10 protein-coding genes are annotated in these 12,909 nt (G+C 62.9%); 8 read left to right on the top strand and 2 right to left on the bottom strand.

Annotated elements, in window-relative coordinates; all coding sequences use genetic code 11:
* Nucleotides 1-27: 27 nt before the first annotated feature.
* On the bottom strand, nt 28-1,134 hold the full coding sequence (locus VGO12_RS09225; protein ID WP_327512440.1) for an ABC transporter substrate-binding protein: 1,107 nt from the start codon (nt 1,132-1,134) through the stop codon (nt 28-30).
* Nucleotides 1,135-1,337: 203 nt separating this feature from the next.
* Nucleotides 1,338-2,216, bottom strand: a complete 879-nt coding sequence (locus tag VGO12_RS09220) for a MurR/RpiR family transcriptional regulator (protein WP_327512439.1) — start codon at nt 2,214-2,216, stop codon at nt 1,338-1,340.
* 175 nt (nt 2,217-2,391) lie between these two features.
* On the opposite strand from VGO12_RS09220, the gene VGO12_RS09215 reads away from it, so the two are divergent.
* From VGO12_RS09215 to VGO12_RS09180, 8 genes are all read left to right on the top strand, one after another.
* Complete coding sequence (locus tag VGO12_RS09215) at nt 2,392-3,165, top strand: N-formylglutamate amidohydrolase (RefSeq protein ID WP_327512460.1); 774 nt, start codon at nt 2,392-2,394, stop codon at nt 3,163-3,165.
* 114 nt (nt 3,166-3,279) lie between these two features.
* Nucleotides 3,280-4,827: an amino acid permease gene (locus VGO12_RS09210; RefSeq protein ID WP_327512438.1), complete on the top strand. Its 1,548-nt coding sequence runs from the start codon at nt 3,280-3,282 to the stop codon at nt 4,825-4,827.
* A gap of 151 nt (nt 4,828-4,978) precedes the next feature.
* A complete protein-coding gene (locus VGO12_RS09205) occupies nt 4,979-6,343 on the top strand; it encodes a glutamine synthetase family protein (protein WP_327512437.1) in 1,365 nt (454 codons plus the stop codon).
* An 84-nt stretch (nt 6,344-6,427) separates the two neighbouring features.
* Complete coding sequence (locus VGO12_RS09200; protein WP_327512436.1) at nt 6,428-7,813, top strand: aldehyde dehydrogenase family protein; 1,386 nt, start codon at nt 6,428-6,430, stop codon at nt 7,811-7,813.
* Entirely contained in the window at nt 7,810-8,955 is a 1,146-nt protein-coding gene (locus VGO12_RS09195; RefSeq protein WP_327512435.1) for an iron-containing alcohol dehydrogenase, read from the top strand. The genes VGO12_RS09200 and VGO12_RS09195 overlap by 4 nt, the downstream gene beginning before the upstream one ends.
* 239 nt (nt 8,956-9,194) lie before the next feature.
* Complete coding sequence (locus VGO12_RS09190; RefSeq protein ID WP_327512434.1) at nt 9,195-9,941, top strand: ParA family protein; 747 nt, start codon at nt 9,195-9,197, stop codon at nt 9,939-9,941.
* A gap of 188 nt (nt 9,942-10,129) precedes the next feature.
* Entirely contained in the window at nt 10,130-10,849 is a 720-nt protein-coding gene (locus VGO12_RS09185) for a ParA family protein (protein ID WP_327512433.1), read from the top strand.
* A 450-nt stretch (nt 10,850-11,299) separates the two neighbouring features.
* Nucleotides 11,300-12,820, top strand: a complete 1,521-nt coding sequence (locus VGO12_RS09180) for a methyl-accepting chemotaxis protein (RefSeq protein ID WP_327512432.1) — start codon at nt 11,300-11,302, stop codon at nt 12,818-12,820.
* Nucleotides 12,821-12,909 lie beyond the last annotated feature (89 nt).

Raw genomic sequence — 12,909 nt, 5'->3', positions numbered from 1 at the left:
GCCGGGGCGACATCTCTGTGGAAAGGCTTACTGAACGTTCGCGCCGACGACGGAATCCCACGCGCCAGTGACGGCAGCCTTGTTGGCGTCGACTTCTTCGAGGGTCGGGAAGTAGGCCTTTTCATAGGCAGCTGCCGGCGGCAGGGCGTCGATCAGTTCCTGCGGAACCTTGCCAGCCTTGACCATGGCGTTGAAGCGGGCCGGGTGGCAGAAGCCCTTGAGCCAGCCGAGCTGACCTTCGTCCGAATAGAGGTGTTCCATCCAGAGCTTGGCAGCGTTCGGGTGCGGCGCGTAGGCCGAGATGCCCTGAACGTAGACGCCGGCGAGAACGCCGCTGGCCGGAACGACGACTTCGGTCGGCGGGTTGCCGTTGAGCGTCTTTGCCCAGCCGAGAGCGTTGTAGTCCCAGGCAACGACGATCGGGGTCGAACCCTGGGCGAGCGTGCCGGACTTGCCGATAACCGGAACGAAGTTGCCGGCCTTGTTCAGTTCGGCGAAATAGCCGAGACCAGCTTCACCGGCTTCCTTGCCGGCCTTTGCGCCCTTGGCGAGACCGGCGGCGAGAACGCCGAGGATCGCCTGGTTGGACGCGCGCGGGTCGCCGGCAAGAGCGACCTGACCGGCATATTCCGGCTTCAGGAGATCAGCCCAGTCCTTCGGGGCGTTCTGCACGAGGTCCTTGTTCACGAGGAACGACATGACGCCGTAGTAGTCGCCGTACCAGTAGCCTTCGGCGTCCTTGACGCTATCCGGGATTTCGTCCCAGGTCGAAACCTTGTACGGCTGCAGCAGGCCCTCGGCCTTCATCTGCGGGCCGAAGGCGAGACCGACGTCGACAACGTCCGGCGCCTGCGGGCCCTTGTTGTCCTTGTTGGCCTTGACCGCTTCGACTTCGTCGGCCGAGCCTGCATCAGGGTTCAGTTCGTTGACCTGGATTTCCGGGTACTTGGCCTTGAAAGAGGCGATGACGTCGCCGTAGCCGCACCAGTCGTGGGGCAGGGCGATGGTGGTCAGCATGCCTTCCTTCTTGGCGGCTTCGATGAGCTCCGCGCTCGGCTCGGCGGCCGCAATTGCCGTCGTTGCCAGGAAGATAGCGGTGGAGAGCGAAAGCAGGCGTTGTGTTTTTGAAATCACGGGTGTTCTCCTTATGGGTTTAGTCAAATTCGTGGGGTTCAGTCGATTTCGGCTAGGCTGTTAAAGAGATGCGATGAAAGTAATGTGACAGCGGTTTTTCTGTTCACGTCGCGTATGTCGTTGGAAGAACATTTCTTTTCGGCACGCGCGCCTTAGCTGTCGCATTTCTGCATAAGATTCCGTGAACGGGTCGGTGGTCTCTCCTAGACGGGTTTGCGAAAGATGCGGGTGGAATCGAAAAGACCTTCGAGCGTCTTCATCCGGTCGCGGGTTTCGTCCCAGTTCGAACTCTGCACGGCCTCGATCAGCGCCTCGATCAAAAACAGGATCACCACAGAACTGTCCCAGGCCGACGGCACCTCGATCTCGGAACGGAACACGCGCGAGGCAGACTTGGCGACCGGGGAACTCCAGCGATCGGTGAAAAGGATGATCTCGACACCGCGCTCGCGGGCAGACCTGGCGAGCGTCACCATCTCCTGCTCGTAGCGGCGGATGTCGAAGAGAATCAGTACGTCGCCCTGGCGCATGTCGAGCACGTAATGCGGCCAGGCGCTGGCATTGGTGGCGATTTCGGTGACACCCGGGCGAATGACCTGGAGGTGGGTGAAAAGATAGTCGGCGAGCGAGCGCGTGATGCGGCCGCCGAGCAGATAGATGTTGCGCTTGCGGTCGGCGATGAGGGCCGCTGCCGCGTCGAATTCCTGCGGCTCGATCTGGGTCAGCGTCTCGCGCAGATTGCTGGTGATCGCGTCGGCAAAGCGGTTGAGCGTGTGGGTGCCGGGTGCGTTTGCAGCCCAGCGGTCGTGTTTGGAAATCGGGTTGGAGATCGTCGCTTCCAGCTCCTGGTGCAGCCGTGCCTGGAAGTCGGGAAAGCCGCGGAAGCCGAGCTTCTGCACCATGCGGGCGACCGTCGGGGTCGAAACGCCGGCGTTCTCGGCGACCGTCGTGATCGAGCCGAGTCCCGAAACGGGATAGTTGTCGAGAAGTGTCTCCGCCAGTTGCTTCTCCGCACGGGTCAGCGCGGTGAAGTGGGCAGTGATCACATCCGACACCGTCGTCGATGTCGCCTTGCTGCTCAAATTATCTCCCCTGAACCGATCTAAAGCCGGTTTGTGACAGATTAAACATCGCTGTCACAATTGGAGTCAATCGCAATTTTGAAGAGATCGTTTCAGATTTTGATTGACACCCGCCATTCTCTGAAGAATTCTTTTCATTAACGAACGTCTAACGGGGCAAGAGGGGATGCCGGTGTTGACGCGACTTCTGACAGAAACAGATGGCGATCCCGTTGCGATCGAAAACGCCTCGGGCAAGGGCGACGTCGTGTTCGTCTGCGAACACGCCTCGCGCCGGGTGCCGGAGAAGCTGGGCACGCTTGGCCTCAGCGCGCAGGCGCTCGAAAGTCACATCGCCTGGGATCCGGGCGCTCTTGCCGTTGCGAGGTTGCTCGCCGCCAAACTCGACGGGGCGCTGATCTACCAGCGCTTCTCGCGCCTTGCCTATGATTGCAACCGCCCGCCGGAAGCGGATGCGGCGATGCCTGTCGTCAGCGAGGTCTATGAGATCCCCGGCAACCGGACGATGACGGCCGACGAGCGCCAGGCGCGTGTCGACGAGATCTACCGGCCGTTCCACGATACGGTCGCCCGCTTCGTGTCGGAACGCAAGGCTGCCGGCCGGCCGCCGGTGCTGGTGACGATGCACAGTTTCACGCCCGTCTATTTCGGCAATCCGCGCGCAGTCGAGGTCGGCGTGCTGCACGACGCCGACAGCCGGCTTGCCGATCACATGCTCTCTGCCGCCACCAAGGGGCAGGTCGCCTACGATATCCGCCGCAACGAGCCCTATGGGCCGGCCGACGGCGTTACCCATAGCCTGATCGAATACGGCGTCCACAACGGACTGCCGAATGTGATGATCGAGATTCGCAACGATCTCATTCGCAATGACATCGGCCAAAGGGTCATGGCCGATTACCTGGAAGGGCTGCTTGGCAAAGGCGTGGCGGCACTTTCAGTACAATAAAAGACCCTGGGGAGCGGCCTGGCCGCGGTCCTGTTCCGGGCAGCCGGGGCGGGGTGGTTGATGGGACCCTGCCGCAATGGGGCGGCGTGGTCTGAAGAAATCAGGGGAAGAAAAATGCAAGACTACAGTGATTCAGACCAAAAGCAGGACATGAGTGTCCTGCACTCGATGGGCTACGCCCAGGAGCTCGAGCGGCGCATGAGCCAGTTCTCGAACTTCGCGGTGTCGTTCTCGATCATCTGCATTCTTTCAGGCGGCATCAATTCGCTCGCCCAGGCGACCGCAGGCGCGGGGGGCGCCGCGATCGGCATCGGCTGGCCGCTCGGCTGCTTCATTTCCTTCGTCTTCGCCGTTGCCATGGCGCAGATCAGCTCGGCCTATCCGACGGCTGGCGGCCTCTATCACTGGGGATCGATCCTCGGCAACCGCTTCACCGGCTGGCTGACGGCCTGGTTCAACCTGCTCGGCCTCGTCACCGTTCTCGGCGCGATCAACGTCGGCACCTACTACTTCTTCATGGGTTCCTTCGGCACGCCATACTTCGGTCTTGCCGACACGACGCTGACGCGCATCGTCTTCCTCGCCATCATCACCGGCGGCCAGGCGATGGTGAACCACATGGGCATCGGGCTCACCGCCAAGCTCACCGACTTCTCCGGCTACCTGATCTTCGCGACGGCGATCCTTCTGGCGCTGGTGTGCCTGACGGCTGCCGACAGCTACGACATCGCCCGTCTCTTCACCTTCTCCAACTATTCCGGCGAAGCCGGCGGCAATGTCTGGCCGGAGACCTCGGGCACCTGGGTGTTCCTGCTCGGCCTGCTCCTGCCGATCTACACGATCACCGGCTACGACGCTTCGGCGCACACCTCGGAAGAAACGGTCAAGGCCGCCCATTCCGTGCCGCGCGGCATGGTCTCGTCGGTGCTCTGGTCGGCTCTCTTCGGCTACATCATGCTGTGCTCGTTCGTGTTGATGATCCCGAACATGGACGACGCCGCCAAGCAGGGCTGGAACGTGTTCTTCTGGGCGATGGATGCGCAGGTGCACCCCATCATCAAGGACATCCTCTATCTCGCCATCCTCGTCAGCCAGTGGCTGTGCGGCCTGGCGACCGTGACCTCGGTGTCGCGCATGATCTTCGCCTTCTCGCGTGACGGCGGCCTGCCGGCCTCCAAGGCGCTGGCCAAGGTGAGCCCGACCTACCGCACCCCGGTTGCGGCGATCTGGGTCGGCTCGATCCTGTCGGTGCTCTTCGTCTGGGGCTCGTCGCTGGTCTCGATCGGCGAGACGCCGGTCTACACCATCGTCGTTTCGTGCACGGTCATCTTCCTGTTCTTCTCCTTCGCGATCCCGATCACGCTCGGTCTGTTCGCCTGGGGAACCTCGAAGTGGGACAAGATGGGCCCGTGGAACCTCGGCGAAAGCATGTTCAAGCTCTTCGCCGTGCTTTCGATCCTCGCGATGGTGCTGATCTTCATCCTCGGCGTTCAGCCGCCGAACGACTGGGCGCTCTACATCACCGTCGGCTTCCTGGTGCTGACGGCGCTCATCTGGTTCGGCCTTGAAAGCCGCCGCTTCCGCGGACCGCCGATCGGCGACGAAGTGGCGCGCCGCCAGGCGGAAATCGCCGCCGCCGAAAAGGCCGTCGGCCAGGTCTGACCAACGACAAAAAGGGCGGGAGCGCGACCGCGACTTCCGCCTTTTCTTTTGCCGGAACCCGTCCGGCGAGCTGAACGGAACACGTTCACGCGGCCCAAAAATATCGTGACCCAAGGGAACGGCCGCGTGACCAAACATGGGATGGAAGTTGATGAGCTATACGTTTGACGAGTTGAAGGAAGACGTCGCCGCCGGGCGCATCGATACGGTGCTGGCCTGCCAGGTCGACATGCAGGGCCGACTGATGGGCAAGCGCTTCCACGCGCAGTTCTTCGTCGACGGCGCCTGGAAGGAAACGCATAGCTGCAACTACCTGCTGGCGACCGACATGGAGATGGAGACCGTTCCCGGCTACAAGGCGACGAGCTGGGAGAAGGGCTACGGCGACTATACGATGAAGCCGGACCTTTCGACGCTTCGCCGCATCCCCTGGCTCGAAGGCACGGCGCTGGTGCTCTGCGACATGCTCGACCATCACACCCATGAGGAAGTGCCGCATTCGCCGCGCGCGATCCTGAAGAAGCAGGTGGCGCGGCTCGAGAAGATGGGCCTCAAGGCCTATATGGCGAGCGAGCTCGAATTCTTCCTGTTCGACCAGTCCTACGACGATGCCCGCCAGTCCGGCTATCGCGACCTGCAGCTCGTCAGCGGCTACAACGAGGACTACCACATCTTCCAGACGACCAAGGAAGAGGACGTGATGCGGGCGATCCGCAACGGCCTGCAGGGGGCCGATATCCCGGTCGAGAATTCCAAGGGCGAGGCGTCCGCCGGCCAGGAAGAAATCAACGTGCGCTACGCCGACGCGCTGACGATGGCCGACCGCCATGCGATCATCAAGAACGGCTGCAAGGAAATCGCCTGGTCGCGCGGCAAGGCCATCACCTTCCTTGCCAAGTGGAACTATGCCGCGGCCGGTTCTTCCTCGCATATTCACCAGTCGCTCTGGAGTGCCGACGGCAAGTCGTCGAAGTTCTACGACGAGAGCGGCAATTACGGCATGTCTGAGATGATGCGCCACTATGTGGCCGGTCTGCTCACCCATGCAAGCGAGATCACCTACTTCCTCGCGCCCTACATCAACTCCTACAAGCGCTTCATGGCCGGAACCTTCGCGCCGACCAAGGCGGTCTGGAGCAAGGACAACCGCACCGCCGGCTATCGCCTGTGCGGCGAGGAAACCAAGGCGATCCGCATCGAATGCCGTGTCGGCGGCTCCGATCTCAATCCCTATCTCGCCTTTGCCGCTTTGATCGCAGCCGGCATTTCCGGTATCGAAAACAAGATGGAACTGGAAGCGCCCTTCGTCGGCGATGCCTATGGCGGCAAGGACGTCCGCGAGATCCCGCGCACGCTGCGCGACGCGACGGCCGCGTTGACAGAATCGAAGATGCTGCGCGCCGCCTTCGGTGACGAGGTCATCGAGCACTATGCGCGGGCAGGGCGCTGGGAGCAGGAAGAATATGATCGCCGCGTCACCGACTGGGAGGTCGCACGCGGTTTCGAACGGGCCTGACCCGGGACACAATCACTCACAAGGATGGCCGTTCCTGACCGGAGCGGCCATCGCATCATTCGCAATGAAAGCAGGAAGACGATCATGAGCATGATCAAGTGCATTTCGCCGGTGAACGGCGAAGTCTACGCAGAACGCCCGGCTATGCCGCTCGACATGGCAAAGCAGGTGATTTCCCGCGCCCGCCAGGCGCAGAAAGCCTGGGCGCGCCGTCCGCTCGACGAGCGTGTCAATCTGGTGCTGGCCGGTGTCGCCCGCCTCAACGAGATGGTGGACGAGGTGGTGCCCGAGATCGCCTGGCAGATGGGCCGGCCGGTGCGCTACGGCGGCGAGTTCAAGGGCTTCAACGAGCGCTCGAACTATGTCGCGTCGATCGCTGCCGATGCGCTGAAGCCGCTGGTGATTGAAGAAAGCGACCGTTTCGAGCGTCGCATCGCCCGCGAGGCCCACGGCGTCGTCTTCGTTGTCGCGCCTTGGAACTATCCTTACATGACCGCGATCAACACGGTCGCGCCGGCGCTGATGGCCGGCAACACCGTGATCATCAAACATGCAAGCCAGACGATCCTCGTCGGCGAACGCATGGTGCGCGCCTTCGTCGAAGCCGGCGTTCCGGCTGATGTCTTCCAGAACATCTTCCTTGACCATGAGACGACCGCGGCGCTGATCGCGGCAAAAAGCTTCGACTTCGTCAACTTCACCGGTTCGGTCGAAGGCGGGCGTTCGATCGAGCGTGCCGCTGCCGGCACCTTCACCGGCCTTGGCCTCGAGCTCGGCGGCAAGGATCCGGGCTACGTCATGGAAGATGCGGATCTCGACGCCGCCGTCGACACGCTGATGGACGGCGCCACCTACAATTCCGGCCAGTGCTGCTGCGGCATAGAGCGCATCTACGTGCACGAGTCACTCTACGATGCCTTCGTCGAAAAGTCGGTGGCCTGGGTTTCCAACTACAAGCTAGGCAATCCGCTCGACCCGGAAACGACGCTCGGGCCGATGGCCAACAAGCGCTTTGCCGCCACTGTGCGCGAGCAGATCGCCGACGCCGTTGCCAAGGGCGCCAAGGCGTTGATCGATCCGAAGCTCTTCCCTGCCGATGACGGCGGCGCCTATCTCGCGCCGCAGATCCTCGTGAATGTCGACCACTCCATGGCCTTCATGCGCGAAGAGACCTTTGGTCCGGCCGTTGGCATCATGAAGGTGAAGAGCGACAGCCAGGCGATCGAGTTGATGAACGACAGCCAGTACGGGCTCACCGCATCGCTCTGGACCCGGGATGCCGAACGCGCCGCGCGCATCGGCGCCGACATCGAGACCGGTACGGTCTTCATGAACCGCGCCGACTATCTCGACCCGGCGCTTTGCTGGACCGGCGTCAAGGAAACCGGCCGCGGCGGCTCGCTCTCGGTCATCGGCTTCCAGAACCTTACCCGTCCGAAATCCTACCATCTGAAGAAAGTCACCGCATGACGATTACCGCCAACTGGAGCTATCCGACGTCGCTGAAGTTCGGTGCCGGCCGGATCAAGGAGCTTGCCGACCATTGCAAGGCGGTCGGCATGAAAAAGCCGCTGCTGATCACCGACCGGGGCCTCGCGCCGATGGCGATCACCCAGAACGCGCTCGACATTCTCGAAGCTGCCGGCCTCGGCCGGGCGATCTTTGCGGACGTCGATCCGAACCCAAACGACGTCAATCTGGCTGCCGGCGTCAAGGCCTTCAAGGATGGCGGCCATGACGGCGTCGTCGCCTTCGGCGGCGGCTCGGGCCTGGATCTTGGCAAGTGCGTCGCCTTCATGGCCGGGCAGAGCCGCCCGGTCTGGGACTTCGAGGACATCGGCGACTGGTGGACCCGCGCGAGCGTCGAAGGCATTGCGCCGATCGTCGCCGTGCCGACCACGGCCGGCACCGGCTCGGAAGTCGGTCGCGCCAGCGTCATCACCAATTCCGCAAGCCATGTGAAGAAGGTGATCTTCCATCCGAAGTTCCTGCCGGCAGTCACGATCTGCGACCCGGAACTGACGGTCGGCATGCCGAAGGTGATCACCGCCGGCACCGGCATGGACGCCTTCGCGCACTGCCTGGAAGCCTATTCCTCGCCATTCTACCATCCGATGTCGGCCGGTATCGCGCTTGAAGGCATGCGGCTGGTGAAGGAATATCTGCCGCGCGCCTACAAGGACGGCACCGACATCGAGGCCCGCGCCAACATGATGAGTGCGGCCGCCATGGGGGCCGTCGCGTTCCAGAAGGGGCTTGGCGCCATTCACTCGCTGTCGCATCCGGTCGGCGCGATCTACAACACCCACCACGGTATGACCAATGCGGTCGTGATGCCGCCGGTGCTGCGTTTCAACCGCCCGGCGATCGAGGACAGAATAGTGCGCGCTGCCGCCTATCTCGGCATTTCCGGCGGCTTCGACGGCTTCTACGATTACGTGCTGAAGCTGCGCGAGGAACTCGGCGTTCCTGACAAGCTTTCGGCGCTTGGCGTCGGCACCGACCGCATCGACGAGATGTCTGAAATGGCAATCGTCGATCCGACGGCCGGTGGCAACCCGGTCGAACTGACGCTCGACGCGGCCAGGACGCTCTTCCGCGAGTGCATCTGACACGCAATGCCCGGCGCCTGTGCGGGGTCACAGGCGTCGGCCTCCTTAGTTTAGAGGGGTCGAAAGTACCACTTGCCATTGCAGGCGAATTGTCACCTAATCGTCACGAAACTGTCGTGAATTGCGTCCGCGGAACGCGATCTTCATGCTTCGTTTACCGCGATCTGAAACGCTTCCATTAGGACGTGCGTAAGTATTCGGCCGCCGGGTTCCGTGGCCGTGACGAGTAGGGTCGACCGATGGCAATCATTTCCCTCGCGAATGCGAAGGGGGGAGCAGGCAAAACGACGGCAGCCTTGCTGCTGGCCTGCGAATTCGCCCGCAGGGGCGAACGGGTTGCGGTGCTCGATTGCGACCAGCTTGCCTGCATGACCGACTGGTTCCGACACGGCCGCAGCGACAGCAATCTTTCCGTCATAGCCGGGGTTTCAACGGGCACGCTCAGCGATCATCTGAGACGACTGCACGGTCAGGTCGAGCATGTGGTGATCGACCTGTCGGGTGCTGCCGATGTGCTGGTGGCGCTTGCGATCGGGCTTTCCGACCTGACACTGATCCCGGTGCAGGGCTGCGTGATGGACGCACGCGGCGCGATCCAGGTGCTCGAACTGATCCGCTACATCGAAAACAACGCCCGCGCCAACATCAACCATGCGGTGCTCCTCACACGGGTCAACCCGATCGTGACGACCAGGGCGATGCGCCGGGTCAAGCTGTTGCTTGCCGAAAGCCGCATCCGGCTGGTCGATACGCCGCTGGTCGAGCGCACCGCCTTTCGCGAACTGTTCGAAGAGGGCCACACGCTCTATTCGCTGGATCCGGCCAAGGTCAGCAACCTTGGCAAGGCGCAGGTCAATGCCAGCGACTATGCCGACGACGTTCTGAGGCTGCTCGAGCCACCCGGGGAAGCGGCGCGGCACGGTCCGTTCTCGTCGATGTGCTATCGCTCGCAGCGCGCGGCCGACCTTGTCGTCCTGCCGCACTGAAGCCGGTTTCCTGAAGCTTTTCCGTCTCTCACGGCGTCGCTGCTGGTGGTCTCGAGCGACCCCACTGTCAGGTTTGACGTCCCCGCGTTACCACTTCGTTAACCATCTTCTGTAAGGTTTCGTTAAGAAGCGAAGCACCGGCCATGGCCGAACGGTTCGCGCGAAACATGCAGAGAATGGGGAATATCATGGCGGTCATCACTTTCGCCAATGCAAAGGGCGGCGCGGGCAAGACGACGGCGGCGCTGATCCTGTCGACCGAACTGGCGCGACAGGGACACAAGGTGGTGGTTCTCGACGCCGATCCGCAGCGCTGGATCACCAGCTGGGCCGAAGCCTCCGGCCACATCGCCAATCTCACCGTCATCTCGCACATCACGCCCGGCTCGCTCGAATGTCATATCCGCGAGGCGAAGGACGATGCCGATTACATCGTCATCGATCTCGCGGGCGCCAAGGACCAGATCGTCGCGCTTGCTCTCGCGGTCTCCGACCAGGTGCTGATCCCGGTGCAGGGCTGCGCCATGGATGCCAAGGGTGCCGCGCAAATTCTTGAACTGATCCGCCAGATCCAGGACCGCTCGGGTCTCAGGATCAACCATTCGGTCGTGCTCACCCGCGTCAATTCGCTGGTCACCACCCGCGCCCTGCAGACGATCAAGGCCATGCTTGCCGAGCGCGGCGTTTCGGTGCTCGATACCCCGATCGTCGAACGCGCCGCCTACCGCGAGATCTTCGAATGCGGCGGCACGCTGCAGGCGATGGATCCGGCTCGTGTCAGCAATCTCGACAAGGCCTGCGAGAACGCGGCTGCCCTTGCACGGGAAGTGCAGGCGCTGATGCCTCTGAAGGCGCGCCGCTCCTGGGCCGCCCGTATGCCGTCCTGGGCCTCGCGCCGCGCGGCGTGATGTTTCGACGCAGGGGCGTTCGATCCAGCAACGCCGCCTCAGGAAACAAGCGATCCCGCGCGTTGACCGGGCTTGGCTCAACCTTCTGACATCATTCGGTTTCTTGCGGGAAAGTCTACCCGTAGCCGTTATTCAACCGGAATTGACGTTCGTCAGTTACGGTTGAATCCCGTGTCAGCCTTCGCGAATTGGCTGTCGCCCGTAAGGCTTCCTTTACCCTGTGCTTCTAACTGTGCCCTTGGACACAGCTTGCCCCGCGAATGCGCGGAAGGGCATACCGGCCGCCATGATTGCGGCCATGATCGGCGCCAGGCGCTGCCGATCCTGTCTCCATGGTTCACGACAGCGCCGCGCGTCATTCACGTCGCGCAAAGGTCGCCGTATCACTTTGAACTGCCGCATGGTCTCGTTTTCGATCGACATGCAGCAGAGCATGCAGGGAAGTCGCGCATGAAAACGGAACACGCCGCAACCGGAACGCAGGACGTCGCCGGTCGTCTGAATTTCATGGCGCTCGATGATGCCGCCAAGACGAGCCTCAAGGCGCTGAAGCCGATCCTCGAGAAGGAACTGAAGCCGGCGCTCGACAAGTTCTACGAGCGCGTCAAGACGACGCCGGAGACGAAGCGCTTCTTCTCGTCCGACGCCCATATCGACCGCGCCAAGGGCGCGCAGGTCGGCCACTGGGCCAATATCGCCGACGCCAATTTCAATGAAGAGTACAGCGCCAAGGTCCGCACCATCGGCCAGGTGCACGCCCGCATCGGGCTTGAGCCACGCTGGTACATCGGCGGCTACGCGCTGATTGCCGAGCACCTGATCACCGAAATCGTCAGGGCGCATTGGCAAAAGGCCGGGCTGTTTTCGCGCAAGGGAACGTCCGCCGAGGACATGGGCGCGATGCTGTCGAGCCTGATCAAGGGCGTCTTCCTCGACATGGACCTGTCGATCTCCGTCTACATGGACGCGTCCGACGTCACCAAGCAGCGCGCCGTGCAGGAAGAGGTGCTGGCCGCAGAGCGGGCGCTGATCAGCAAGACCTTCGGAGCGGCGCTGAAGAAGATCGCCGACGGTGACCTGACGGCGCGCATCGGCGCCGATCTGCCGGTTGCCTACCAGGAGCTTGGCGAGAACTTCAACCACGCGATGGGCGAGCTTTCGCGCGCCATCGGTGGCATCGAGGCCGGCGCCAGCCAGATCCACACCAGCGCCAAGGAGATTGCCGCGGCGGCCGACGATCTGGCGCGGCGCACCGAGCGGCAGGCGGCCAACCTTGAAGAGACGGCGGCCGCCGTCGAGCAGGTGACACGCACCGTCAAGCAGACGGCCGAGGGCGCCAACCAGGCAAATTCGACCGTGATCGCCGCGCGCGCCAATGCCGAACAAAGCGGCGAGATCGTCAGCCACGCGATCGAGGTGATGCAGGAGATCCAGACGTCGTCGGCGAGCATCGCCCGCATCGTCGACGTCATCGACGAGATCGCCTTCCAGACCAACCTGCTTGCGCTCAACGCCGGCATCGAGGCGGCGCGCGCCGGCGAGGCGGGAAGGGGCTTTGCGGTCGTCGCCTCCGAAGTGCGGGCTCTCGCCCAGCGCTGCGCCGATGCCGCCAAGGACATCCAGGGTCTGATCGCCAAATCGCGCGGCCAGGTGGACGACGGAGTGAACTCGGTCAACCAGGTGGCCCAGTCGCTGCAGCAGATCGTCGCCCAGGTGGTCGAAGTCAGCTCCGTCTTCGGCGCCATCCGCGCCAGCACTGCCGAACAGGCAACCGGCCTGCAGGAGGTCAACACCGCCATCACCCAGATGGACCAGATCACCCAGCAGAATGCCGCGATGGTCGAGCAGGCCAATGCCGCCAGCCAGGCGCTGACGGGCGAAGCCGAGACGATCGCGACACGGCTCCGGGCGTTTCGCACGTCCGGGCATGTGCAGGTGAGCGCCGGCTCGGGTTATCGCGCGGCGGCATAAGCGAGCATAGAGATTCGAGAGATGACGCCCCGGGTCAGGGAATGATTCGGGGCGTTTTTGGTTTTGCGTGCAGGTGGGGCGGTAGCATG

It is taken from the genome of Ensifer sp. (genome assembly GCF_035999135.1).
Taxonomy (GTDB): domain Bacteria; phylum Pseudomonadota; class Alphaproteobacteria; order Rhizobiales; family Rhizobiaceae; genus Ensifer.
Note: the sequence above shows the minus strand (reverse complement) of the source record. Positions and strands in the feature narration are given on the sequence as shown.

Bases quoted from the DNA above. Each gene is read 5' to 3' on its own strand.
- VGO12_RS09210 (WP_327512438.1), top strand. From the start codon at position 3,280: ATGCAAGACTACAGTGATTCAGACCAAAAGCAGGACATGAGTGTCCTG.
- VGO12_RS09200 (WP_327512436.1), top strand. From the start codon at position 6,428: ATGAGCATGATCAAGTGCATTTCGCCGGTGAACGGCGAAGTCTACGCA.
- VGO12_RS09205 (WP_327512437.1), top strand. From the start codon at position 4,979: ATGAGCTATACGTTTGACGAGTTGAAGGAAGACGTCGCCGCCGGGCGC.
- VGO12_RS09190 (WP_327512434.1), top strand. From the start codon at position 9,195: ATGGCAATCATTTCCCTCGCGAATGCGAAGGGGGGAGCAGGCAAAACG.
- VGO12_RS09185 (WP_327512433.1), top strand. From the start codon at position 10,130: ATGGCGGTCATCACTTTCGCCAATGCAAAGGGCGGCGCGGGCAAGACG.
- VGO12_RS09195 (WP_327512435.1), top strand. From the start codon at position 7,810: ATGACGATTACCGCCAACTGGAGCTATCCGACGTCGCTGAAGTTCGGT.
- VGO12_RS09180 (WP_327512432.1), top strand. From the start codon at position 11,300: ATGAAAACGGAACACGCCGCAACCGGAACGCAGGACGTCGCCGGTCGT.